This window comes from Gemmatimonas sp. UBA7669, assembly GCF_002483225.1.
Lineage (GTDB): Bacteria > Gemmatimonadota > Gemmatimonadetes > Gemmatimonadales > Gemmatimonadaceae > Gemmatimonas.
The window spans coordinates 58,844-83,235 of the sequence record NZ_DLHL01000003.1 but is presented as its reverse complement, the minus strand read 5'-3'; the positions used below and the strand labels follow the sequence as shown (position 1 = coordinate 83,235).

The window sequence follows — 24,392 nt, the reverse complement described above, 5'->3', positions numbered from 1 at the left end:
GCACCCCGTGGGGTTGTCCACATTCATGACACCCGGCGGCGGGGAAAAGTCTTGTTGTGATGTCCGCGTCGGGCTATCTTGCCGCGTCTCGTTCGGCGAGTGGGTTGCGCAGCATATGCGCGTACGTCTCGATCGCGCCGGCCTCCCGATCCCGGGTCGTTGATGTTGATCAATCTCATTCCGGATTTCCTCGCCGTTCTCGACGCCGACGATCGTTTCGCGGCGTACCTCGAGTACTTCGATCGTCACCGGGCGTTGTTGACGGCCTACTGGGACAACTATGTCCTGGAGCCCTCTGGGCCCCACTTCGAAGAAGTGGTGCGGTCCACCGTGGCCGCCGATCGCAGCGACCTGCACCAGCTGCTTGCCACCACCGATCTTGTGGCGCTCGCCCGCGACACCGAAGAAAAGGTGCGCACGCTGCTCGACGTCGATGTGAGCTACGACATCGTGCTCATGGTGGGTGTCGGGGCCGCCAATGCCGGGGAGCTGGTGGTGAACGGCCGCGGGGTGGCCTTTGTCTGCCTCGAGCACTTCACGGGTGTGACCAACCCCGACACGCAGGCGCTGGGTCTTGATCCCGAGCTCATTCCGCTCTGGTTGGCGCACGAAATCACGCACGTCATTCGCTACACCGCGCCCGGAAGCCAGAGCAGCATGCGTTCGCTCGTGGCCGAATCCGGCGGCTACTACTCCTACTGGGAGACGGGGCGTCAGGCCACGTTGCGTGAGCTGCTGGTCAACGAGGGACTGGCCGTGCAGGTGTCGCGTGCCGTGAGTCCCGGCCACGCGGCCTGGGAGTACTTCGGCTTTGCGCGCCGGCAATATGCGCGCATTCGCGAGGTGGAGCCCGTGCTGCAGCGCGCGGCCAGCCGCGACTATGACCGGGCCGCCCTGGGGCTGCGTCTCCGCTTTCTCTCGGGCGGCATGAGCGACGAAGCCCGCACGGTGGAGCGCGTCGTGCTCCCCGAACGGGCCGGATACTTCCTTGGCGCCCGGCTGGTTGAGCCGGCCATCGCGGCCCGCGGTTTTGCCTGGTCGGTGCGGGCCAGCGCTGAAGAGGTCATGGCAGCGGCCGAACCCATGATGGAACGACCCCGCCTCACCATCGTGTCCTGAGTGCATCCCGACATGCGTCCCGGCAGCCCGTGCGCTGCCGGGAGCATGTTGTCGGACCTCAGTTGGCGTGCAGCGCGCCGATGTGCACGTCCCAGGACTCCACTTCGTGCCAGCCGTCGGCCCGACGCTGCGTGACCATGCCGCTGATCGGGTCGAGGCAGTGCAGGTGCACCCACTCGTTGCGCACGAGATCGTCCACGCTGCGATGACGGGCCAGCACCGCGTCGATGGCATCGGTTGGCGCTTCAACAAACACCGAGAGACGCAGTGGCTCGTGACGCCACGCGGTGCCGTCGTGTACGGACTGCCGCGCGAGACCGATGCGCAGATCGCCCTGGCCGCCTTCCAGCACGCCCAGACGTCCGCCGACGACATTGTGCAGCACCTTGTTGCCGCTGCCGTAGCGCAGCGGATCCACCGTGGACGCGTAGTACTGCAGGTTGATCCAGTGCGCCACCACCATCGGCGCGGACAACAGGAGGTCGAGCACGCGGAACTCGTTGTCCTGCGACCACCGATAGTCATGCAGGAAGACGCGCCCACCCAGATCGAGGCCACGCGTCCGCGCGCGCGGCGCAATCACGAACGCCGCATTGCCAGCCAGTCCCCACTCGGGGCGCAGCTCCGCCCAATCACGCGCGCGGGCACGAATACGCGAGGCCAGTTCTTCCGTCGTCGCGGCCGTGATGCCGAGGCCGGGGGCGCGCTCGGCGCGCGCAACGTCGGCGGCGTTGCGCAGCGTGTTGCGCAGCATCTCGAGCGCCGCGGTGTGCGCGGACGGCACGTGCTCCACGTCGTACAACGTGACGTCGTCGGTGGTCGTGTCGTGCAGGCCGGCCAGCACAAACGTCTCGCCAAGATCGATGCCGAGCTGCGCGAGACCGACTCGCACCGTTGCGTCGTTCAACAGCGCCGCGGCAGCGCGCGCGTTCAGTTCGCCCGTCTGGCCCCCACAGGCTCCGCACTGCAGCGCGGCCGCCTGCGGGTTGTTGCTGGTTGAGGCGCCGTGGCCCAGCAACACCAGCAGTGGCGCAAAGTCCTGGGTGAGGCTCATGGTGCGCAGGATTCCGGCCGCCAGCGCGATGCGCTGCTCATCGCCAATCAGCGTGCCATCGGTGCTGCGGGTGAGCTGGGGCGCGCTCGGCGTCATGTCATCTGCACGCAGCGGATCACGCGTGGGCGCGAGTCGCTTGAGCCCGTCGCGCAATAGCGCGGCCGCCCAGGCCAGACCGGCCGACTCGACAAAGGTGAACATGCTCGAGGGTGTGGAGCTGAGCTGCTTCCAGCTCACACCGGCGGCGGCGCGCGCCTTCATGCGCGCCACCACACGATCCGTTGGCTCCTCGCTGCCGGCCGCTTCGTCGGCAATCACCACGGACGGCGCCAACAGACCGGGGAGCTGCGGCCGCAACGTGCCCTCGGGGGTCTTGTATGCTGCGGGGACGCCGAAGAATCCGGCGAAGCCCAGCGTTTCGATATCGGGCGACACGCGCTCGACGGCGCGGCGCATGACTTCGCTGCGCACGTCGATGCAGAACACGACCTGCGCGGCGGTGCGGCGCGGAGCCGAAGATGTGGTGGCGGTGTGCGAGTCAGCCGCTGGTGCCGGCAGCAGACGGCGCGTGAGCGTGCGCTGATACGCCAGCTCAAGCGCGCGCTGGAAATGCCAGTCATCCCGACGCAGTTCCGCCGCCTCGCTGGCCGCCGTTTGCCATCCCTGCTGAATGGCGCGCCACACCATCATCGTGTGCGACGTGGCATACTGCCGCGCAAGCAACAGCTCCCAGGCCAGACGTGCTGCGAGCAGATGCACGAGCTGCTCATCATCACCGCCGAGCAGACGCGCCTCCCAGCGACGGAAGGCCATGGCCGACGCCCAGCCATTCACACTGAGCAGCAGGGCCGTGAAGTAGTCCGCCCAGTGCTCCGGCGCCACACCCAGTGCGGCGACGGCTTCCACGATGAGCGTGCGCGGGTCGTCGGGCAGCGCATCCATGTCGGCCTGGTGGTGCGACGCGCCCATGAGGAGACGCGGCGCCAGGTCGTGACGCGCGAGCGTACGCCACACCCCGTACAGGCCCGTGCTGCGGTCAGGACTCCACCGCGCCTGTCCTTCATCGAAGCAGGCCGCGCAGGCCTGCGAGATGTCGCGCAGCACGAAGGCGCGCCACGACCAATGATGCGTGAGATCGCGTCCGGCATCGACCGCTTCCGTCATGAAGCCCCAGGGGGTGGGCTCCTGCGGATCCCGCGCCAGCGCGGCCAGCAACTGCGTGAGCGGACGTGTGTCACCCGCGCGCTTGAGTACCGCTTCGAGATCGGCGTCCGTGAAGCGGCCGGCACGATACTGATCGCGATACCAGCTGCGCGGCATGAGCAACGTCGCCCCCGAGAACGCGGCGAGCGAGGCCGCCACCTCCGGGAAGGGCTTGTCGATGAAGCCCCAGCAGGGATTCACCGCGATCGCGCGATCGAGTGGCCAGGCCGGGGCGATACGATCACAGGCCGTGAGAATGGCAGCATCGAGTGCCGCCTCCGCCACCGACAACGGAGCACCTGCCAGCGCCGTCGTGTTGTCAGGCGGGGTTGTCGCACCGGCGATCGATGTCGGAGCCTGCGTGGGCGTGGCCAACCCGGTCGCGGGAGTCATCATGGAAGTCATGAGCAGGATTCGGGTAGAGGTCAGGCGGGGGAGGAGTGCAGGGCGGCGGGGAACGCCGATGCGTGAGCGGTCGTGCGGGCTGGCGTGCGCGGGGGCCACCAGCGGAAGGTCAGGCGTGTGAAGACCTCATCGACGTAGAAGCCGGCGAAGCACGCGGGATACAGGGCCTTCGCGAACGCGCCGTGCGGCTGCACCGTGATGAGCACCTGCGTGATGACGAGGGCGAGGGCCAGGGTGGCTGCGAGCGCAAGTCGCAGCGCATCGGGGGCGACGAGCAGTTCGGGCGCCGGCATGATTTGCGCCAGCGCATGCGCCGCAAAGGCGATGATGAGGAGACCTGTGGCCAGTCGCGCGTGGGCGAACAGTGCCGCCATGCCATCGCCGACGCGCACGGTGAGCAGCGGCATGAGCGCGAGCGCCAACATGCTGCCACTGAGCAGATCGTCAGGCGAGGCCACATTCCATCGCGCCGAGCTCACGAAAAGCAGGGTCACGACGGCTACCGCGATACCCAACGCACGCACCCAGTCACTCACCGCACGCGCTTGCGGCAAGGTCACCGTGTGCGCACGAATCCACTGCTCAACCGTGCGGCCCGAGGTCAGGAAGGCATGCGCCTTGTAGAGCGAGTGCGCGAGCAGGTGCAGCAGCGCGAGGCGGTAGGCACCAAGGCCCAACTCGACCAGCATGAAGCCCATCTGCGCGCTGGTGGACCAGGCAAGCGACACCTTGATGCTCACGCGCGTCTGCATGACCAGCGCCGCGAGTACCGCCGTGGTGCCGCCGACCACGACCAGCAAGGTCTGCGCAGGCCACGAGGCCGTCAGCAGCGCCGCAAGTCGCAGCAGCACCACACCGCCGATGTTGACCAGTCCCGCGTGCAGAAAGGCCGACACGGGGGTGGGCGCTTCCATGACCTGAATGAGCCAACCCTGCGCCGGCAGTTGCGCGGTACGCAGGCAGACGGCGAGCACCACAAGGACCGCTGCCGACTGAAGCGCGTTCGGCAGGGTGGCCGACGTGGCCAGCAGGCTGCTCAGATCGCTGATGCGCTGGCTGCCCACGGTCTGCCAGACGAGCCCCACGGCCACGACGAGCAGCAGATCGGCCGCGACATTCACCAACCACTGCTTGTGGGCGGCCACCACCGCTTCCGGGCGATCGGTGTAGTGGGCCAGCAGCTTGTGAAGCGCGAAGTTGGCGACCGTCCAGGTCAGGGCCAGCACCAGCAGATCATCGGTGGTGACCAGCAGCGACACGGCGGCCAGCGCCGACAGGAACCACCGCTGGAAGGCGCGCTGGCCGGGCTCACCGGCGAGGTAACGGCCCGCGAAAGGCAGGATGACGGCGGCCAGCCCAGCAATGAGCAGGTGCAGCACCGCGCTCAGGGCATCAGCGCGAATCGTCAGTGGGACGAAGCCAGGCAGCGTCAGTGACGAATCATCAGGACGCCACCAAGCGATCAATGACTGGGCGCATGCCAGAAGAAGGACCAGCCCACTGAGCCGGCGAACCGCCGACCATTGGCCACTCGGCTGAGTTGGCCAGAACCGCGAAGGCAGCAAGGCGCCGGCCAAGTAGGCCGCCGGCACCAGCAGGGAGACATAAGCAGGATGCATGCGTGAGGGCTGAGGGACAGCATCACGCTACTGGATTCGGTATATTCCTCAAAATACATCTTTCAGCCACTATCGTTCGTTTTTATGGATCAAGCAGAGATTCACCTCAGTCGGCTCAACTACCACCACCTGCAGTACTTCCGCGCGGTGGCCCACGAGGGGAACCTCACCCGCGCCGCGCAGCATCTGCGCGTGGCCCAGAGCGCGCTATCCACACAGATCCGCCAACTCGAGGCACAGCTGGGGCAGGCGCTTTTTGAACGGCAGGGGCGACGCCTGGTCCTCACCGAGGCCGGACGCATCGCCCTGGCCTATGCCGACACCATTGCGGCCGCTGGGCGCGAACTGGTGGCCACGCTGCAGGAAGGACGGCGCCACCACCGCCAGGTCCTGCGCATCGGCGCGGTGGCCACCCTCTCCCGCAACTTCCAGCGGCGCTTCGTGGCGCCGATCCTGGGTAATGCCGATGTGGAGCTTGTGCTCCATTCCGGTTCGCTGGGTGAGCTGCTCTCGCGGCTGGGCGCCCACAATCTCGACATCGTGCTCTCCAATCGTCGCGTACAGGAAGACGCCGGGACCGCCTGGCGTTGCCGACGCATTGCCAGACAGCAGGTCAGTCTGATTGGGCCACCGCGTGGCGGACGGCCCTTTCGATTTCCTGACGACCTGGTGGATACGCCGCTCGTCCTGCCCAGTCGCGACAGCGACATGCGCAGCGGCTTTGACGTGCTCTGCGAACAGTTCGGTGTCATTCCCTCCATTGCGGCCGAAGTGGATGATATGGCCATGCTGCGTCTGCTGGCGCGTGACAGCAACTACGTGTCACTCGTGCCGGCCGTCGTGGTACTCGACGAGTTGCGCAGCGGACTGCTCGAGGAGTACGTGGCCGTGCCCAATCTGTTCGAGGAGTTCTACGCCATCACGGTGCGCCGGCAGTACCAGCACCCGCTCCTGCGCTCGCTGCTCGAGCGCGCCGAGGCGCTGGTGCCCGATGCCATCTCACTTGCCGATGCAGAAGTCGCGGAACACGATGTCCAGCACGTCGTCGGTGTCGATGACGCCGATCAGCCCGGAGAGCGACTCTCTGGCGGTCAACAGGTGCGCCGCCGCGACCGGCGCCGGTAGAGCGCGTGTGGTCCACGCGTCGAGGAATTGCTGCACGTCCTCGTGTGCCTGCGTGAGCGCCACCCGATGCCGCTCACGCATGACGAGGACCGCATCCACGTCCGGAGCGGGAGTCTGTGACAGCACGGCAGCATCGATGGCGCTGAGCAGCGCCTGCAGGCCGTCACCGCGCTCTGCACTCACGGCAAGCATGTCCGGCGGTGCCGACCTGAGGTCACACTTGGTGTGCACCGCCAACACGGCCGCGTTGGTACGGAGCGTCACGGCCTCTGCGGTGTGTTGCACGTCCTCTGCGCGCTCACCGCAGGCCAGCACAACCTGAGCCTCACGCAGATAGCGCTGACTCATTTCAATGCCAAGCTGCTCCACCGGGTCATCGGTATCGCGCAGCCCGGCCGTATCCACCAGGCGAAGGGGCAGGGGCGTGCGATCGAGCAGCGCTTCAATGGCATCACGTGTGGTACCCGGCACAGAGGTCACAATGGCGCGCGCCTGACCAAGCAGGGCGTTGAACAGTGATGACTTGCCCGCGTTGGGTGGTCCGGCCAGCACCACCAGTGCGCCATCGCGTATCAGCCCACCGCGCGGCACGGTGCTCAGCAGCGCGCCCAACGCATCGCGCAGCTGCCCCGCCGCGCTGGTGATGCGCGCCGGGGCAATGGGGCCATCGTCTTCCTCGGGAAAGTCGATGTCATACGCCAGCAAGGCTTCGAGCTGCAGCACCTGTTCGCGCAGCGCGAGCACCCGCCGTGACAATCCGCCGTCCAGGTGCTGCACGGCCTGTTGCTGCTCGGCCGTGCTTCGCGCATCGATGAGATCCGCGACGGCTTCGGCCTGCATGAGATTCATGCGGCCATTCACCACGGCGCGGCGCGTGAACTCACCCGGCAGCGCGGGCCGCGCGCCGGCGGCAACACAGGCCGCCATCACCCGGGTGGCCGTGACGCGGCCGCCATGTACGGCAAACTCCACGACCTCTTCGCCGGTATAGGAGCGCGGCGCCGGAAACCAGGTGACGAGCGCGCGGTCCATCAGCGTGTCGTCCTGGCCGTCACGGAGCGCGACCAGCGTGGCACGACGCGGCGTCAGGGTATCCGGTACGCCAAGGGCGCGAGCCATGTCACATGCTCGCGCCCCGGAGAGTCGAATGATGGCCACCGCGCCGCGACCGGCGGCGGTGGCCTGCGCCACGATGGTGTCTTCGTCGCCGGCCAGCACCGTGAGGCGCCCGCTCGCTCAGGTCAACCGCGAATCACGGGCTTGGCCCGCTCACGCGAGATGAGCCACTGCTGCGGCAGCGAGGCGAGGTTCTGCACGAAGTAGTACAGGTTGAGACCCGACGCCATGTTGAGGAAGATCACCATCATCACAGCCGGCATCAGGTACATCATCATCTTCTGCTGCTCGTTGGCCTTCACCCCGCGCATGCCCAGCCAGGACAGCAGCATGGCCGTGATGGCCACCAGCACCGGGATCACGTAGAACGGATCCTTGAGCGAGATGTCCGGGAACCACAGGAACGGGACACCGCGGAACTCGATGGTGTTCTGGAAGACGAAGAAGAGCGCGAAGAACACCGGCAGCGGAATGAGCATGGGCACACAGCCCGACAGTCCGCTGAACGGGCTCATGCCGTGCTCCTTGTACACCTGCATCATGGCGGCCTGCAGCTTCTGCGGGTCGCCCTTGTACTTGGTCTGGATGGCCTGCAGCTCGGGCTGAATGCGCTGCATCTGCATGGAGCTGCGCATGGCCTTCTGATTGAGTGGCCACAGCACGATGCGAATGGCGACGCCGAAGATCACGAGGATCCAGCCGTACGAGAGCCCCAGCGTGGCCTTCATCCACAGCAGCGTGCGGATGACGAGCGTTGCGAACGGCTGCACGATGCCCTGAATCCAGCCGCCGTACGGGTTGCTGGTTTCGAACTCGCGGCCCATGGCCACCAGGCGCTTGAACTCCTGCGGCCCGGCGTAGACCTCGAACGCCACGTTGCCGGCCTTGAGTGGCGCGACCAGCGTGCCCTGCGCGCGCGTGGCTTCCTTCGCCACCCGCGGACCACCCGTCACGTTCACTTCCGCAAAGCCCGGTGTGCCCTTGGGCGCAAGCACCCCGAGAATGAAGTATTTGTTCTTGGCGACGGCCCAGGTAATCGGGCCGGCGTCGATCTCGCGCTCACCGGGGTCAAGCGATGAGAAGCTGATGCCCTCCGCCCCCGACAGCTCGGGCTTGTAGGCATACGAGAGATGCGTGTTGTTCTCGGCCGAGTCGGCCTCTGCGCTGCGGAAGCCTGGCGGCAGGTCGATGAGCAGGAAGCTGTTCTCCGGCACACCCGCCACGGCGGCAGATACGTCTACGCGATAGCTGTCGGGCAGGAAGGAATAGCGAATGGACGCCGTGCGCGACGCCGACCCCAACTCGGCCTCGTAGCGCACCACGACCCGATCGCCTTCCGTTTGCTGCGAGCTGCGAAACACCTGACGTGTGAGGTCGATGGTGTCGCCCGGCACGACAATGCGGAAACCAAGCAAGCGATCACCAGTCTGCGCGAACTCCACCTGCTCACCCGTCGCGCGGCCCTTGCTGGACAGCGCCGGGTACTGCGTCATGGTCGCCCCAATGAGTGCGGCGCCGCGATTGGTGGTGCGATACACCGCCTTGGGCGTGGTCACGGTGGCGGTGTCGATGACCACCGCGGGCAGCGCAAGGCTGTCCGCCACCGCGCCCATGACGGGCGTTGGCGCAGCGGCAGACGACGCAGCAGACGCAGCAGTCGGGGTCTGCGCGCCCGAGATGGCCGCGTCGACCAGCGCCCTGTTCACAGCCGCCGCTGAGTCGGTGAGTACGGCCGCCGAGTCAGGGCGCGCACCGGTCGCGCCAGGCGGGACGTTGGGCGCCGGGAAGATGTACGGCGTTGCGATGAGGACCACCGCCATCAGGACGACGGCGAGGATGATGCGGCGTGGTTCCATGAGTCAAGAAAGACGAGGACCGACGGGGGCGATCGGGCGTTCCCTATGGAACGGGATCGAAGCCCCCGGGTCGCAACGGATGACAGCGGCTGATGCGGCGAAGCGCCAGCCAACTGCCACGGAGAGCCCCGTGCTTTTCCAATGCCTCAATGGCATAGGCTGAGCACGATGGATAATAGCGGCAGGCCCCACCGAAGATGGGGGAGAGGCCCACCTGATAGGCCCGCACGAGCAGAATGGCCGCGCGACGCGGCCAGGTCGCCATGCTGCGGACCGTCAGGTTGCTCATGACGCGGACTCGGGGGCAGACTCGGGGGCGGACTCGCTGACCGGCGTGGCGGGTAGCTGGCGCACGAGTTTGCCAAGCGCTTGCCGCAGCTCAGCCTTGAGAGCGGCAAAATCCCGTTGGTAGGCTGCCGGCAGGGCGCGCACCACGACATCGTGCGGCGGCAGCCCTTCGAGCACGCTGAGCATGTCCAGCCGTACGAGCTCGCGCAGGCGCCGTTTCACCCGGTTGCGGGCGACGGCCGACTGGCGGTAACGCGGGACCACGAACCCGACCCGTGGAAATGCGTGAAGGGAAGCCAGAGCGCGGACGTCCAGAGACGCTGTGCGCACTCGCTTCCCTTCGTGCCGTACCTGTTCGAGTTCGGTCCCGCGTGTCAGCCGCTGCTGGCGCGGAAACGCGCGCGACTCAGGCGCCCGCGTACTTCGACGGGAGCTGAACGGTCAGACGCTTGCGCCCCTTCTTGCGGCGACGAGCGAGGACTTCGCGGCCCCACTTCGTCTCCATGCGCGCACGGAAGCCGTGCTTGCGGATGCGACGCGTGTTGCGCGGACGATATGTGGGCTTGCCCATATGAAACTCGTACGGAAACGGATTGACGTGTTATGCGGAATAGCCCCCCAATGTACGTGCGCCCCCCCATCAGGGTCAAGGGCAGGATGACTTTGGCCTGCATGTGCAAAGTGGCCTCAGACAAGGAGTTGGCCATCGGCATTTCGACTTGCTTGCCAACACGTGCCGAGTCCGGTCCGACGGCCCTCTCACAAGGTCGCCAGCGATTGACTTATCCACAGTCGAACGGGTACCTTCGCCCCCCGCCATCGTCGTCAACCGCCCCACCGAGTTGCCATGTCGCTTTCGCCTGCGGAAATCTGGGATCGTCTGCGCCAACGGGCGAAGCAGGTGCTGCCCGAGCAGACCTTCCGCACCTGGCTTGAGCCGACGGACGCCCTGGCGCTGGAAGGCGACACCTTGGTGGTCGGCGCCCCCGACCAGTTCTCGGCCGACTGGAACGACTCCAAGCACGCGGACCTGTTGGCGACCTTTGCGCCGGTGGCCCTCGGTCACCCCATGAATGTGCGGTTCCGGGTGCATGAGGAGCGGGTCGGGCGGGTGCAGATGGACATGTTCGTTGCGCCGCCACCAGCGCCGATTGTCGCGCCACCACCGCAGCAGCAACAGCGCGTTTCAACGCCACTTAACCCGCGCTACACGTTCGACCAGTTCGTCATCGGCAAGTCGAACGACGTGGCGGCTGCGGCCGCACAGGCCGCCGCTCAAGCGCCGGGCAAGGTCTACAACCCGCTGTTCATCTACGGGGAAACCGGCCTCGGCAAGACGCACCTCATGCAGGGCATTGCCCATGAGCTGCTGCGCCGCACCCCCACCCTGCGTCTGGCCTACGTCGGCACCGAGCAGTTCACCAACGAGTTCATCAGTGCCATCCAGACCGGCCAGATGGGCGATTTCCGGCGACGCTTTCGCGAAATCGACCTGCTGCTGGTAGACGACGTGCAGTTTCTGAAGGGGAAGGAATCCACCCAGGAGGAGTTCTTCCACACCTTCAACGCCATCTACGAAGCCGGACGGCAGATCGTCCTCAACTCCGATCGGCCGCCCCGTGAGATCCCGGGCCTCGAATCCCGCCTCGTCTCCCGCTTCGAATGGGGCATGGTGGCCAACATCGATGCGCCGGACCTCGAGCATCGCATTGCCATCCTGAAAAAGAAGGCCAGCCTCGACCACCTCGAGCTCACCATCCCCGACGAGGTCATCGAGTTCATCGCGCAGCACGTGAAGTCATCCGTGCGCGAGCTCGAAGGCTCGATCATCAAGCTGCTGGCCTACGCCTCGCTCAAGCATCGCGACATTTCCGTGGACCTGGCCCGCGAGGCGCTGCGCGACAAGCTGCGCGGCGCGTCGTCCGCCGATTTCCCCGATGTGCCGCCGACCGCCATTACCGTGGCCACCATTCAGCAGGTCGTGGCCCGCGAGTGGGGCGTGACACCCGATGGCCTCCGCTCCAAGACGCGCACCAAGCAACTGACGGTGCCGCGGCAGGTGGCCATGTATCTCTGCCGCGAGCTGCTGGCCCTGCAGCTCGTGGAGATCGGCAACGCATTCGGGGGCCGCGACCATTCCACAGTCATCCATTCGTTGGATCGCGTGGCGGAAGACATGGCCGGGGAGCCCGAGTTCAGCGAGCGTGTACTCAGGGTTCGCGGCATGTTGGAAACTCTGCGGACAACTGGGCAGCTGGGCACCTGAGTCCCCACCCATCCACAGCTCCCCACACCAGGCACCCCCCTCCCCTGTGCATGAGCGGGGAGAGTTCGCGAGATCCCACAGCCAACCCACATCAGGGGACATGGCGAAAGCCGTTCTGGATGCGTAGCTTGCAGCGTTTGTAGACATGCCCACATCCCCTGCTGCTACCACTGTTTTTATCTCTTAGTCTGTTTGTAAACAACAGGCTGCAGCAGTCCTTCCACATACCCGCGCATGAAGTTCACGATTTCGCGTGAAAAGCTGCAGGAAGGCCTCCAGGCCGTGACCGCGGCCGTGCCGGCCAAGACCACGCTCCCGGTGCTGGCCAACCTGCTGGTCGAGACGACAGACCGAGGCATTCGCTTCTCGGCCACCGATCTCGACATCGCCGTCAGCACCGAAGTGAGTGCGGATGTCGAAACGGCTGGGGCCATCACCATCCCTGCCAAGAAGCTGAGCGAAATCGCGCGCGAGCTTCCGCCCTCGCCGGTAAAGATTTCGGCCAGTGGTGAGCAGCGCGTCGTGCTGGAGTGCGGGCGTTCCAAGTTCAAGCTGCTTGGGCTGCCGCGTGACGAGTTCCCGACCTTCCCGAGCGTACGCTTCAACGATTCGTGGCGGGTCAAGTCGGGTGAGTTGCAGAAGCTCATCTCGCACACGGCGTTTGCCGTCAGCACCGAGGAGTCACGCCCCATCCTGAATGGCGTGCTCTGGGAGCTGCGCGAGGAGCGCATGCGCATGGTGGCCACCAACGGACATCGTCTCGCCAAGATGGAACTGCCGGTGGAATCCAGCAGCGCCCCGCCGGGTGATCTCATCGTGCCGCCCAAGGCGCTCGAGCAGATTCGCCGCCTGTTTCCGGCTGAGGAAGAGTTGGAAATCGCGCGCGGCGACAACCACCTCGGATTCCGCTCGCCGTTCACGTCGGTGTTCACGCGTCTCGTGGAGGGGCCGTACCCCAACTACGAGCAGGTCATCCCGAAGGACAACGATCGCTACGCCCTGGCCGACAAGGCCGCGCTCACGAGTGCGCTCAAGCGCATGAGTGTCATTGCGTCCGATCAGACGCATCGCATCAAGATGTCCTTCAACACGGGGATGCTGAAGTTCAGCGTCACCACGCCGGATCTGGGTGAAGCCAGCGACGAGCTGCCGGTGAACTACACCGGCGACCAGCTCGACATTGGCTTCAACGCCACCTATCTGCTCGAGATTCTCCGCTACATGCCCACCGAGCAGATCCGGCTCACGTTCAAGGCGCCGGAGCGTGCGGCCACCATCGAGCCTGAAGGCTGGGACGATCCGGCCAAGTATCTCTGCCTGGTGATGCCGCTGCGTCTGATGGACTGAGGCCGGGAGGCTGATGTGGTGGCGCCATATGCGCCACCACGTCGCAAATCAGGGCCGCCACTCGACTCGAAGGGTCCCGCGCTGCACCGCTGTCTGAAGACGCGGTGCCTGCTGCGGGACCCGTTCGCTTGTGGTGAGCCTGAGCTCACTGCGCCCATCCAGCCGGCGCAAGAGACCGGTTGCGACATCCACCACCAGCTGCTGGGTTGCCTGACCCTGACCCTGGACATCAAAGGCGCGAAAGGCAGAGCCGCCGGTGCCACTCACCTGAAGCTCCACCCGCCGCTCCAGACGCAATTGTGTTGGCTCGATGTCCTGCAAGGTGGTCTGCATGCGGCTTATCAGCGTCATGGGCACGCCGCCGCGGCAGGAAAGGGTCACACTGCTGTCGCGCCAGGTACTGCCGCGCACGACGCCGTCAGGAATGCGCACGAGCACCTCAGCGGCCAATGCGGCCGCCGCGGCCTCAGGCCGGTCGCACTCGTTGTCCAACAGGGGACGGGTCACGATGCGAACGGTCGTGCTGTCCACGCGGCCATCGAGCAACAACAGCGCCGGTGGCGTTGGCAGCGGCGCAAGTTGCTGCTCGAAGGAGCTGCGCACGGTGAACGAGTCGACCTGACCGGCGAGCACCATGGACCCATTGGGGTTGCGTGTGCCAGACCAGGAGACGAGCCCCCGCGACTCGACGTCCTGCCGGCGCGTCGTCGGGGCATTGCCGCGAGTGCCAGGCGTGGCGGGTGTGCTGGCACTGTCGCGCAGCTCGATGGTGATCTGACTGACCACGCGCCAACTGCCACCCGCGACCCGTGCCGGCAGGCTCACCCGCGCGACCGACACCGGAGTCGGAATTGGTGGTGTCTCGCGAACCTCGGGAACGGGCACCGGCGTGACCACCGGGCCACCACCGCAGCCTGTCGTCACCAGTCCAAGCAGGACGTAGAACCGAGCGTTGAGGCGTACGCGCATGGCAGAGAACACAGGAAAAAGCAGAGGGCGGATGTCGCCGGCCTGTAAGCCGGGTTCTGTCAGTGCCATGCGGTGAACCACCAGAGGTGAAACACCACACGACACCGGACGGTCATTCCTCTCGGCGTGCAGTCACCCACACGCTCCAGCAGCCTACCCGCGGTTCGATGGTCAGGCCCGAGGGCCCTGCACCGTTGTTCGAGACGGGCCGTCTCTCACCGCCTATTTGGCCTTGCTCCGACCGGGGTTTACCGTGCCACACTCGTTGCCGAGTGCGCGGTGGGCTCTTACCCCACCCTTTCACCCTTACCGCCTTCTTGCGAAGACGGCGGTTTGCTTTCTGTTGCACTGTCCGTCACACGAAGCTCACGCCGCGTGCGCCCAGGCGTTACCTGGCGATCTGCCCTGTGGAGCCCGGACTTTCCTCGGAGCCGGAGCGCGGCGACAAGCGCCCGTCCTCCGACTTCGCGACCATCCGGCCGGCGACATCCTGTCCGCAATATAGCGGGCCCGCTCTCCGCGTCACCACGCGAACCTCCGCACGGATGCTGGGGCCTCGCGCGTGATGACAATTCGACGCGCGGCAATGACAGCGTGATGACGAGGCGCTCTAGCATCGCGCGTGTTGGTCCGTCCTCGCTGTCATGTCTCCTTCCCGCTGCCTCGGCTTTCGGAGGGCCCCATTCCATGTCCGCGACACCGTGGTCCAAAGCTGTCATCACGTTCCTCACTCCGGCCGAGCAACAGCGCGTGGACGCGGCAGGGAAGGGGGTGTACACGACCGTGCATCGCGAGAATCTCGACCAGGTGCTCACCGATCTGCGCGCACAGCCCGTCTCGGCCGTGCTCGTCTCGGTGGCCCGCTATCAGCAGCAATCACACGCCGGGCAACTGGCGCGCATGGTGCGTGAGTTTCCGGGGGTGCCCGCCGTCGCGCTGCTGGGCGCTGCCGATCCACGACACGCGACGCAGGCGGTCCTGCAGTTGGGTCACCAGGGGGTGCGCACGCTGGTGGATGTGCGTGAGCCGGCGGGATGGCGTGACCTGCGGCAGTTGGTGGCCGATGAGCACCCCGAGAGCATCGAGGCCATCGCACGGCAACGTCTGCATGTCGACCTGCAGCATGCGGTCCCTGCGTGTCGCCGCTTCTTCGACATGCTCTTCTCGGTACCGCGCACGCTGACCACGGTGCGGGAATTCACACGCATGGCGGGCGTGATGCCGACCACGTTCATGAGCCGGTTCTGTCGCGCCGGTATTCCCGCACCCAAGAAGTACCTCGCGCTCGCTCGCCTGGTGCGGGCCGCCCGATTGTTCGAGAACCCGGGCTACTCCATCACCCAGGTTGCGTTCCTGCTGGAGTATTCCTCGCCGCAGGCGTTCTCACGTCACGTACAGAATCTGCTGGACATGCCGGCCGCAACGTTTCGACGCACGCGAACGGGTGAACAGATGTTGCAGCATTTCCGCGAGACGCTGGTCCTGCCGTATCGCGATGCCCTGCAGAGCTTCGATCCCTTTCATTCGCCACCCGCGTGGCTCAGTGGGAAACGACTCGCGCCCCGTGACGCTGCTCGCGGAGTTACTGATGTGTCGGGTGATGCGCCTGACGATTGGCCACCGCACGAAGACGCGACGCCACCTCGGAGAGCTGACGCGCACTACGTGTGAGCTCCTCGATGCTCGTGCGCTGGGCCAACACACCGTCCACCGCCACCCGGGCGTTACCGGATGCGCGCTGCACGGCGCCCTCCAGCGATTCGAACGCAGCAGCGGCTGACGATGAGAGCTGGGCCTGGGTGCGGGCGAGCCCGACCGCCTCGTCGCTCTGACGCGTGACACGGGCAATGCCGTCGAGCATCGACGCCAGACCGCGCGTGGCATCGCGGGCAATCGTGCCGGCACCCTGCACTTCCGTCGCCGTGGTATCCATGGCCTGCACCGCCACCCCGATCTGCTCGCGCACCTGTTGCACGGTGTGCGTGACGCGCTTGGCGGCGAGTGCGCTCTCCACGGCCAGCGCGCGAATCTGTTCAGCGACCACAGCGAAGCCGACGCCGTCCTCACCGGCTCGTGAGGCTTCAATGGCCGCGTTGAGCGCCAGCAGATTGGTCTGCTTGGCAATACGCGACACGGTATCGACAAAGTCTCCCACCTGGTCCGAGGCCGGCGCCAGGGCGCGCACCTGCGCCGCGGTGTCGGTGACGGTCTCGCCCACGTGCACCAGTGTGCGGGCGGCCCGGTCAATGGCCGCGCGACTGGTCGCCGCCGCGTCATCGAGCTCATGCGCGTCCTGTGCCGTGGCTTCAGCCGTCCGACGGGCAAGCTCCGCGGTACGCCGCGCGTCCTGACCGGCGCGCGCGCCGACACCGGCCACGTCCTGTTGTTGTGCGACATCGTCGCGGAGGGCCAGCGCGCTCGCGCTCACGTCACTCGCACGAAAGCCCAGCGATTCACTGGCCGCGTGCACCTGCGAGGCCACGGCGGCGAGTTCATCGGCTTCCTGCTGCACCGTGTCGATGAGCCACTCCAGTTCATCGAGCATGCCGTTCAGACTGCCCTCGAGAAATCCCAACTCGTCCGCGTGCCGGGCGTCGGCGCGGGCGGAGAGGTCCCCGCGTTCCACCTGCGCCACGCGCTCGCGCGTACGGCGAATGCGGGCAATGAGCCGCGAGGGCATTTGAATGACCTGGTGCGACACCACGACCAGGAGACCGGCGGCCAACCACACCTGCGCCCAGGGCGCGGCCTCGCCCGGCTGGTTGAATTGGTATACCCAACTCGCACCCAGATACCCAAGTACCGACGAACCGGTCGTGATATAGCCCAGCGCCGGCCCGCGATCGAAGGAGTAGGGCACAATGGCCAGGACGTAGAGCAGCGCCAGCACCGGAGAGCCGAACACGCCCACCACCACGCTGATCAGCAGCGTGTCAAAAACGGCAAAGACGTACTTGAACCAGCGGCGATACCAGCTCGCCTGTCGTCCAAGGGCGGCCAGCCCCGCATTGAGCAACAGCGCGGCCGCGAACATGGACACCACAAGCAGGGCAGGCACCTGGGCCAGGCCCAACTGCAGGCCGGCCACCAGTACGCCGGCCACGATGATGGTGCTCCAGAATCGCCGCCTCGCGGCAACCGCAAAGGTGCGCAGGTCTTTGGCGCGCTCCTCGTTGAGCAGCGCGGGCACGTGGCGGGGAGTCAGGGCTGGGGCAGTCATGGCCTTCAAGGACGCCCCAACCCGGCTCGGCGCAATTCTGCGCCGGTCTACCGCGCTGCTCGGCCGTCAGGCTGGCGGCAGGAGCGGCAGCAGCTCTGACGCGCGGACCAGGCTCAGGACTTCCAGCCCTGCGGCCTCCAGAGCCTCTCTGCCGCCTTCTTCGCGGTCCACGAGGGCCAGTACCCCCGTCACGATGCCGCCGGCCGCCCGGACGGCTTCCACGGCCTTGAGCGCGGACCCGCCGGTGGTGATCACATCCTCAACGATGGCCACCCGGTCACCCGGCAAGAAGGCCCCCTCGATGAGCTTGCCAGTGCCGTGCTGCTTGGCCTCCTTGCGCACGGTAAAGGCCCGAACCATTTCGGGACCGGGTGCGCCAGCCAATCGTTCGGCTTCGATCGCACTCGCGTGGGCGATGGCATAGGCGATGGGGTCGGCGCCCAGGGTCAGGCCACCTACGGCGTCCACGTTCCAGGGGCTCGCGCGCAGGGCGGCCAGGCCAGCTCGGCCAATGAGCAGCTGGCCTTCGGGATGCATGGTGGTCAGCCGGCAATCCACGTACAGGGAGGAGCGGCGTCCGGAGGCGAGCACAAAATCGCCCCGCTTGGCCGAGCGTTCGGCCAGCAGGGCGACGAGTCGTACATGGGGAGACGTGGTCACGACGAGAGGGGAGCCAGGGGCCGGCGCCCGGTTAGCCTCGACCGAAGAGCCCCTTCACCTTGCCGAAGAGTCCGCCCTTGTCCTTGCCACCGTCGCCGGCGATGGCAGCCGAGCTGCCCGAGGCGACCGCCGGCGCATTGGCGGCCTCGGTGAGCGCGTCGGAGAACGCCTTCACCGAGGGATACCGATCAGCGGGCACCTTGGAGAGTGCCTTCATGATCACCGCTTCGAGGCCGGCGGGGAAGACGAGACCGGCCTTGGCCTTGTTGAGCGCCACCGGCGGCTGCGTTAGCAGCTGGGAAAAGAGCTCGCGTGGGGACTTGCCGGTATAGGGCAGACAGCCCGAGAGCAGGTAGTACGCGATGGTGGCCAGCGAGTACTGGTCGGCGGCGGGGCCGACCAGTTCACCCGAGAGCGCTTCGGGGGCCACGTACATGAGCGTGCCGACGAAGAACCCGGCTCGTGTGAGGCGCTGGTCGGGAGCGGCGTCGGTATCCGCGGCAATGCCGAAGTCGAGCAGCTTGACCTGCTTGGTAGCCGGATCGTACATGACGTTCTCCGGCTTGAGGTCGCGGTGCACGATGCCCTCGTCGTGCGCGGCCTGCACGGCGCTGCAGATCTGCGAGAGGATGGCGGTCACGTCCCGGATGGGAAGCGGGCCATTCTTGTCGGCGTACTTGTCGAGGATTTCGCCGCTGGCCCACTCGATGGCCAGATAGTAGCGCTCGCTCTCGGACTGCCCGTAATCGAGGGTGCGCACGATGTTGGGGTGTTCTACCCGTGCGCCAAACTGCGCCTCCCGGAGGAAGCGCTGCACTGCGGTCTTGTCGTGTTGCAGCTTTTCGCGCAACACCTTCAATGCCACCGTGCCATGCTTGGGATGATCGGCACGAAACACCGTCGAGGTTCCACCCTCGCCGACTTTTCCGCGAACCGTATACCCGGCCAATGTCGTTCCGACTAGCGTCTCGATAGCCACGGGGCGAACGTAACGCCGACACGCAACGCCAGCAAGGTAAAGTTGCGGGACCTTCCACTGTCCGAGATGGTAGCAATGCAGACCGTGACAACTCGTGCCCTGACTTTCCGAGCCTGCGTCCGTGTTGGCGTCGCGGCTCTGCTCACGGCCTGCGCCGGTTCCAGACCGGCACCCGGGCCACCGGGTGGCGCGCCCCCAGGCGGAGCGCCGCCGGGGGGCGGACCTGCGGGCGGCGTAGTGACCACGACCGCGGCGGATATGCAGCGCCTGTACCGGTCGCTGGGTCTGGTCTCGAGTGGGGGGACCGTCCCATTCACAGCCTCGGTGTCGTTTCTTCGCGCGCCGTCGCCGGACACCACGCTGACCCTGCTGGCGCTCTCATTGCCATCACGTGTGCTCGGTTTCTCCCGTGAAGGCGACCGATATGCGGCGTCGTACACGGCCCGTGTGGAAGTCCGGCAGGGACAGACGGTGGTGCGCAGTGTGGAGTCGGTTGAGCAGGTACGGGTCCCGACCTTCCGCGAAACGACGCGCACCGACGAAAGCATCATCTGGCAGCAGTTCCTGCGCCTGGCACCAGGTCGCTACACCCTGGCCATCGCCCTTCGGGACGGGGGCAGCATCCGGTCCTCGTCGGAGGAAGTGACGCTCGACGTGCCGCGCCTCTCGGCAACGGCCCTGGGCAGTCCGGTCCCGGTGTATGAAGTCATTCCGCGTCAGAGCGTGGACTCGCTGCCGCGTCTCCTGGCGAGGCCGCGCGCCACGGTTGTGTTTGGTGTGGATTCGCTCCTGCCCGTGTATGTCGATGCGGTAGGCGCCAACCTGCCCGAAGTGGTGGGGGTTCGTGTGCGCGATGACGCCGATGTGGTGCTCTGGGACAGCACGGTGACGCTGCCGCAGCGTGGCGCCGGCCGCAGTGTCACGGTGGGTGTCCCGGTCTCGCGCATGGGCATCGGCATCAACCGGGTGGAGGTGGTACCGCAGGGTGGCCGCGACACGTCGCGCACGCGCGTGCTGGTGAGTCTGGGCGATGACCTGCCCATTGCCACCTTCGAAGAAATGCTCGGCTACCTGCGGTATTTCGCCGCGCCCGAGCGGGTGCGTGAGCTGCAGAGTGCGGGCCCGGCCCAGCGTGCCGACGCGTGGACCCGTTTCCTCAAGGAAACGGACCCCGTGCCGGCCACGGCTGAACACGAAGGATTGCGCGATTACTTTGCACGCATCCGCACCGCCAACGCCCGCTATCGTGATGATGCGCAGGTTGGTTGGCAGTCCGATCGCGGCATCGCCTTCGTGGCGTTGGGTGATCCGGACAACATCACCGACACCGGCCTGATCGATCCCAATGCGCGCGTCCGCCAGCAGATCTGGGAATATCGCGAGCTGCGCACGCAGCTTGTCTTCGTGGACCAGACCGGCTTCGGCCGCTGGCGCCTTTCTGCGCAGGGACGCGTGGATCTCGACGCCGCCATTCGCCGCAAGCAGTCCATGCAGCCGCGCTGAGTTGTTCGCGCGGGTCGTGAGCGGCGGGACGCGACATGGCTGAGGTCACGCGTCCCACCGCGCCGCGACTCTTTCTGGTCGACGGGTACGCGCTGATCTATCGCGCGTTCTTTGCCCTGCTGCAGCGGCCGCTCAGTACCAGTCGTGGTGAGAACAGCTCGATTGCCTGGGGCATTGCGAACTTTCTGAAGCGCCTGCTGGCCACCCACAAGCCGGAGTATCTGGCGTGGGTGCATGACTCGGGTGCCACGTTCCGCGACGAGCTGTATCCCGACTACAAGGCCACGCGCGAAAAGCTGGCCGACGATCTCCAGGCCGACTTCGATCAGGGCTTGCAGCGCACGCTGCAATTGCTCGAGGCCTACGGCATTCCCGTACTCACGGCCGAGGGCTTCGAGGCGGACGATGTCATCGGCACGATGGCCCGTCTGGGTGTGGAGCAGGGCTACAATGTGGTCGTGGTGTCGGGCGACAAGGATTTCCAGCAGCTCGTGCGCCCCGGTGTGTGGCTGCTCAATCCGGGCCGCGGCGGACCCGCCAGCGTGGACGAGCAGTGGGTGGGCATGGAGAATGCCAACGACCGACTGGGCGTGCCGCCGGAGCGTGTCATTGATTACCTGGCCCTGGTCGGTGACAGCAGCGACAACGTGCCTGGCGTGAAGGGCATTGGTGAGAAGGGCGCCATCGAGCTCATCACCCAGTACGGACCGCTCGAGAACATCATCGCGCACGTTGGCGAGATCACCAAGAAGCGTCCGCGCGAGGCGCTGCAGCAGTACGAGGCCGAGGCGCGGCTGTCGAAGACGCTGGTGACCATTCGCACCGACGTGCCGCTGACCCTCGATGCCGACGCGCTGCGTATGCACGCGCCCGATGCGTCGGCACTCAAGCGCCTGTACATGGAGCTTGAATTCACGTCGCTGCTGAAAGACGTGAGTGATGCACCAGCGGTGTCGGCGGGTGGCAAGACGCCGCTCACGCCGGAAAACGCGGGGCACATGCTGAGTGCGGCGGCCGCCTCGGCCATCGCCGAGGCCGCAGCGGTCGGCACGCGCCCGTCGCTGCCGGTGCGAGCGAGCGACAGCGGCGTGTCGGTGCTGGCCGATGCGCAGTACCACACGGTGGACACCCTCGAGGCACTGCATACGCTGCTCACGCGCGTGCGCGAAGTGCCGTACATCGCCATCGACACGGAAACCGTGACGGATGCCGACGCGCCCATTGCGGTGGACGCCATGCGCGCCAAGTTGGTGGGCCTGTCCATCGCGGTGGCACCGGGCGAGGCCTACTACCTGCCGTTTGCGCATCGCCGTGAGGACGGCGGTGGCAATCTCGCACTGCTCTCGGGCGAAACCGGCATTGCCGGCGCGCGCATCAACGCGGGCGCGCCGGAACCGGTCAACCTGCCGGCCTTCGGCAGCGAAGCCATGGCGCCACTGCGCGACATGCTGGAAGACGCGAGTGTGCCCAAGATCGCGCAGAATGCCAAGTATGACATGCTCGTGCTGCGCGGGGCCGGTGTGCGTCTTGCGGGTCTGGCATTCGACACCATGCTGGCGAGCTATGTGCTTGATCCGGGTCGGCGCTCGCATGGACTCGACATGCTGGCCTTTGAGCATCTCGGCCACAGCATGACCTCGTACGAGCAGCTCTGTGGCAAGGGCAAGACGCAGTTGCCCTTCGATGTGGTGCCGGTGGATGCCGCGCGTGACTACAGCTGTGAAGACGTGGACATCACCATGCGTTTGCGGGCGCATCTCGAGCCGCAGTTGGCCGCGCACGAAGTGCTGGCGCTGATGCAGGACATCGAGGTGCCGCTGGTGGAAGTGCTGGCCGACATGGAGTGGGACGGTGTGGCCATCGATCTCGCGTGGTTTGCCTCACTCAAGACGCGCTTCCAGGCGGAACGTGAGAAGGTGGAGCAGGCCATCTACGCCGAGGCGGGTCACGAGTTCAACATCAACTCCAATCCGCAGCTTCGTGTCGTGCTGTTCGAGGAGCTGGGCTTGCCGGTCAAGAAGAAGACCGCCACCGGACCCAGCACCGATGCCAGCGTGTTGCAGGAGCTCGCCGAAGAGGGGCACACGCTGCCCACGCTGCTCATGGAGTACCGCGAGATCTTCAAGCTCGAAGGCACGTACATCGATTCGTTGCCGCGCCTGGTGCATCCGCGGGATCACCGTCTGCACACGTCGTACAACCAGACGGTGGCGGCCACGGGGCGTCTGTCGAGCGCGGACCCCAACCTGCAGAACATTCCCATCCGTCGTGAGCTGGGCCGCGAAATCCGTCGCGGTTTTGTGCCGCGCAGCGGATGGCGTTTGCTGAGTGCGGACTACTCACAAATCGAACTGCGGCTCCTGGCACACCTGAGTGATGACCCGGCCTTCGTGAGCGCGTTCAAGGCGGGCGGTGACATTCACAAGCAGACCGCGGCCATCATTTTTGGCGTGGACCTGGCCGACGTCACGAGCGACATGCGTGCGCGTGCGAAGACCATCAACTTCGCCACCATTTACGGACAGGGCGCGCACGCGCTCTCGCGGCAGCTCAAGATCACGCACGCTGAGGCCAAGGCCTTCATCGACACCTATTTCGAGCGCTTTGCGGGCGTGAAGGCCTTTCTCGAGCAGTGTGTGGTGGACGCGCGGGCACGCGGCTACGTGGAGACCCTGTTCAAGCGGCGGCGCTATATCCCCGAGCTCAAGGAGCGGAACTTCAACATCCGCGCCTTCGGCGAGCGGGTGGCGGCCAACGCCCCCATTCAGGGCTCAGCGGCCGACCTCATCAAGATTGCCATGATCCGGGTCCATCGGGCATTGAGTGCCGAGGGTCTGGCTTCCCGCATGCTGCTCCAGGTGCACGACGAACTGGTGTTCGAACTGCCGCCCGACGAGGAGACGGCGCTCCGCGGTCTGGTGAAGCGGGAAATGGAGGGCGCGGCCAGTCTCAACGTGCCCCTGCTGGTGGAGATGGGCATCGGGCCGGACTGGGTGGCGGCCAAGTCCTGAGGCCTCGTAAGTCCTTGCCTGCATTCGCGTAGGTCCCGGTGTTGCACTTTGCAGCAAACGTCGGGGCCTGCAAGGACGCGTCGAGTCATTCCGGGCCGTAAGAACTCAGTAAGTGATTGCCAATTCATGCTTTGGCGAATTCGCAGGATGCGGCATCCGGTTTGCGCTAGGGCAAGACGTTCGCAGGTCCGTCCGGGCCTGCCAGGTCAGAATCACCCCCGGCCATGACGGCTGGGTACCGCTCCAGAGGACAGCGCATGCGTGCCACCACATCGCGGCAGGGCTTCACGCTCATCGAGCTGCTCATCGTTGTCGTGATCATTGGCATTCTGGCGGCCATCGCCGTGCCCAAGTTCCAGGAGTCAAAGGGCCGAGCCTACGCGGCGTCCATCAAGTCGGACCTCAAGAATGTGGCCAGTCAGCAGGAAGACTACTTCTACTACAACGAGCAGTATTCCAACAACCTGGCCGGCCTGAGCTTCAACTCATCGAAGGGCGTGAACATCAACATCGTGTCCGGTGACGCCCGGGGCTGGTCGGCCACGGCCACGCACCCCTCGGCGCTTCCCCTGGTGTGCTCGGTGTTCTACGGTCAGGCAGCCCCCGTAGCACCGGCCACCCGCGAAGGGGTGATCGAGTGTCAGTAAGACGG

At 66.2% G+C, this 24,392-nt stretch carries 17 protein-coding genes, 1 other RNA gene and 2 pseudogenes; 8 read left to right on the top strand and 12 right to left on the bottom strand.

Annotated elements, in window-relative coordinates; all coding sequences use genetic code 11:
* The first annotated feature begins 162 nt into the window (after nucleotides 1-162).
* Nucleotides 163-1,119 (top strand): hypothetical protein, encoded by a 957-nt coding sequence (locus B2747_RS01085; RefSeq protein ID WP_291155684.1) that lies wholly within the window; start codon nucleotides 163-165, stop codon nucleotides 1,117-1,119.
* 58 nt (nucleotides 1,120-1,177) lie between these two features.
* On the opposite strand, the gene B2747_RS01080 is transcribed toward B2747_RS01085, so the two are convergent.
* Together B2747_RS01080 and B2747_RS01075 are read right to left on the bottom strand one after the other, a co-directional pair.
* Nucleotides 1,178-3,772, bottom strand: coding sequence for a YbcC family protein (locus B2747_RS01080; RefSeq protein WP_291155681.1), 2,595 nt, complete (start codon nucleotides 3,770-3,772; stop codon nucleotides 1,178-1,180).
* A 29-nt stretch (nucleotides 3,773-3,801) separates the two neighbouring features.
* The gene (locus B2747_RS01075) at nucleotides 3,802-5,400 is read right to left on the bottom strand and encodes an NADH-quinone oxidoreductase subunit L (RefSeq protein WP_291155678.1); all 1,599 of its coding nucleotides are present in this window, start codon (nucleotides 5,398-5,400) and stop codon (nucleotides 3,802-3,804) included.
* A gap of 84 nt (nucleotides 5,401-5,484) precedes the next feature.
* On the opposite strand from B2747_RS01075, the gene B2747_RS01070 reads away from it, so the two are divergent.
* On the top strand, nucleotides 5,485-6,525 hold the full coding sequence (locus B2747_RS01070) for a LysR family transcriptional regulator (protein WP_343125843.1): 1,041 nt from the start codon (nucleotides 5,485-5,487) through the stop codon (nucleotides 6,523-6,525).
* Here the strand turns inward: B2747_RS01070 and mnmE are convergent.
* The 5 genes and pseudogenes from mnmE to rpmH form a co-directional block, all read right to left on the bottom strand.
* A pseudogene (mnmE, locus tag B2747_RS01065) lies at nucleotides 6,463-7,716 on the bottom strand (tRNA uridine-5-carboxymethylaminomethyl(34) synthesis GTPase MnmE); the annotation flags it as partial. The gene B2747_RS01070 and the pseudogene mnmE sit on opposite strands and share 63 nt — an antisense overlap.
* 50 nt (nucleotides 7,717-7,766) lie before the next feature.
* Nucleotides 7,767-9,497, bottom strand: coding sequence for a membrane protein insertase YidC (gene yidC, locus B2747_RS01060; RefSeq protein ID WP_291155672.1), 1,731 nt, complete (start codon nucleotides 9,495-9,497; stop codon nucleotides 7,767-7,769).
* A gap of 43 nt (nucleotides 9,498-9,540) precedes the next feature.
* Nucleotides 9,541-9,786: a membrane protein insertion efficiency factor YidD gene (gene yidD / locus B2747_RS01055; RefSeq protein ID WP_291155669.1), complete on the bottom strand. Its 246-nt coding sequence runs from the start codon at nucleotides 9,784-9,786 to the stop codon at nucleotides 9,541-9,543.
* Nucleotides 9,783-10,169, bottom strand: a pseudogene (gene rnpA, locus B2747_RS01050) (ribonuclease P protein component); the annotation flags it as partial. The pseudogene rnpA and the gene yidD, both read right to left, overlap by 4 nt.
* A 22-nt stretch (nucleotides 10,170-10,191) precedes the next feature.
* Nucleotides 10,192-10,356, bottom strand: a complete 165-nt coding sequence (gene rpmH / locus B2747_RS01045) for a 50S ribosomal protein L34 (protein ID WP_291155666.1) — start codon at nucleotides 10,354-10,356, stop codon at nucleotides 10,192-10,194.
* A gap of 276 nt (nucleotides 10,357-10,632) precedes the next feature.
* Between rpmH and dnaA the strand changes: the two genes are divergently transcribed.
* A complete protein-coding gene (gene dnaA, locus B2747_RS01040) occupies nucleotides 10,633-12,051 on the top strand; it encodes a chromosomal replication initiator protein DnaA (protein WP_291155664.1) in 1,419 nt (472 codons plus the stop codon).
* 234 nt (nucleotides 12,052-12,285) lie between these two features.
* Entirely contained in the window at nucleotides 12,286-13,398 is a 1,113-nt protein-coding gene (dnaN, locus tag B2747_RS01035) for a DNA polymerase III subunit beta (RefSeq protein WP_291155662.1), read from the top strand.
* Nucleotides 13,399-13,446: 48 nt separating this feature from the next.
* On the opposite strand, the gene B2747_RS01030 is transcribed toward dnaN, so the two are convergent.
* Complete coding sequence (locus B2747_RS01030; RefSeq protein WP_291155659.1) at nucleotides 13,447-14,367, bottom strand: hypothetical protein; 921 nt, start codon at nucleotides 14,365-14,367, stop codon at nucleotides 13,447-13,449.
* 29 nt (nucleotides 14,368-14,396) lie between these two features.
* An RNA gene (gene rnpB, locus B2747_RS01025) (RNase P RNA component class A) lies at nucleotides 14,397-14,854 on the bottom strand.
* Nucleotides 14,855-15,054: 200 nt separating this feature from the next.
* On the opposite strand from rnpB, the gene B2747_RS01020 reads away from it, so the two are divergent.
* Nucleotides 15,055-16,038 carry a helix-turn-helix transcriptional regulator gene (locus B2747_RS01020; protein WP_291155656.1) on the top strand — a complete coding sequence of 328 codons (984 nt, stop codon included), beginning with the start codon at nucleotides 15,055-15,057 and terminating at the stop codon, nucleotides 16,036-16,038.
* Here B2747_RS01020 and B2747_RS01015 read toward each other — a convergent pair.
* The 3 genes from B2747_RS01015 to B2747_RS01005 all read right to left on the bottom strand — a co-directional run bounded on the left by B2747_RS01015 (nucleotide 15,950) and on the right by B2747_RS01005 (nucleotide 19,226).
* A complete protein-coding gene (locus B2747_RS01015; RefSeq protein ID WP_291155653.1) occupies nucleotides 15,950-17,587 on the bottom strand; it encodes a methyl-accepting chemotaxis protein in 1,638 nt (545 codons plus the stop codon). The two genes, B2747_RS01020 and B2747_RS01015, sit on opposite strands and share 89 nt — an antisense overlap.
* A gap of 66 nt (nucleotides 17,588-17,653) precedes the next feature.
* Nucleotides 17,654-18,247 carry an orotate phosphoribosyltransferase gene (gene pyrE, locus B2747_RS01010; protein ID WP_291155650.1) on the bottom strand — a complete coding sequence of 198 codons (594 nt, stop codon included), beginning with the start codon at nucleotides 18,245-18,247 and terminating at the stop codon, nucleotides 17,654-17,656.
* Nucleotides 18,248-18,278: 31 nt separating this feature from the next.
* Nucleotides 18,279-19,226 carry a serine/threonine-protein kinase gene (locus B2747_RS01005; RefSeq protein WP_291155647.1) on the bottom strand — a complete coding sequence of 316 codons (948 nt, stop codon included), beginning with the start codon at nucleotides 19,224-19,226 and terminating at the stop codon, nucleotides 18,279-18,281.
* 324 nt (nucleotides 19,227-19,550) lie between these two features.
* Between B2747_RS01005 and B2747_RS01000 the strand changes: the two genes are divergently transcribed.
* The 3 genes from B2747_RS01000 to B2747_RS00990 all read left to right on the top strand — a co-directional run bounded on the left by B2747_RS01000 (nucleotide 19,551) and on the right by B2747_RS00990 (nucleotide 24,387).
* Nucleotides 19,551-20,729, top strand: coding sequence for a GWxTD domain-containing protein (locus B2747_RS01000; RefSeq protein WP_291155644.1), 1,179 nt, complete (start codon nucleotides 19,551-19,553; stop codon nucleotides 20,727-20,729).
* A gap of 35 nt (nucleotides 20,730-20,764) precedes the next feature.
* Nucleotides 20,765-23,740, top strand: a complete 2,976-nt coding sequence (gene polA, locus B2747_RS00995) for a DNA polymerase I (protein ID WP_291155642.1) — start codon at nucleotides 20,765-20,767, stop codon at nucleotides 23,738-23,740.
* Nucleotides 23,741-23,997: 257 nt separating this feature from the next.
* On the top strand, nucleotides 23,998-24,387 hold the full coding sequence (locus tag B2747_RS00990) for a type IV pilin protein (protein ID WP_291155639.1): 390 nt from the start codon (nucleotides 23,998-24,000) through the stop codon (nucleotides 24,385-24,387).
* Nucleotides 24,388-24,392 lie beyond the last annotated feature (5 nt).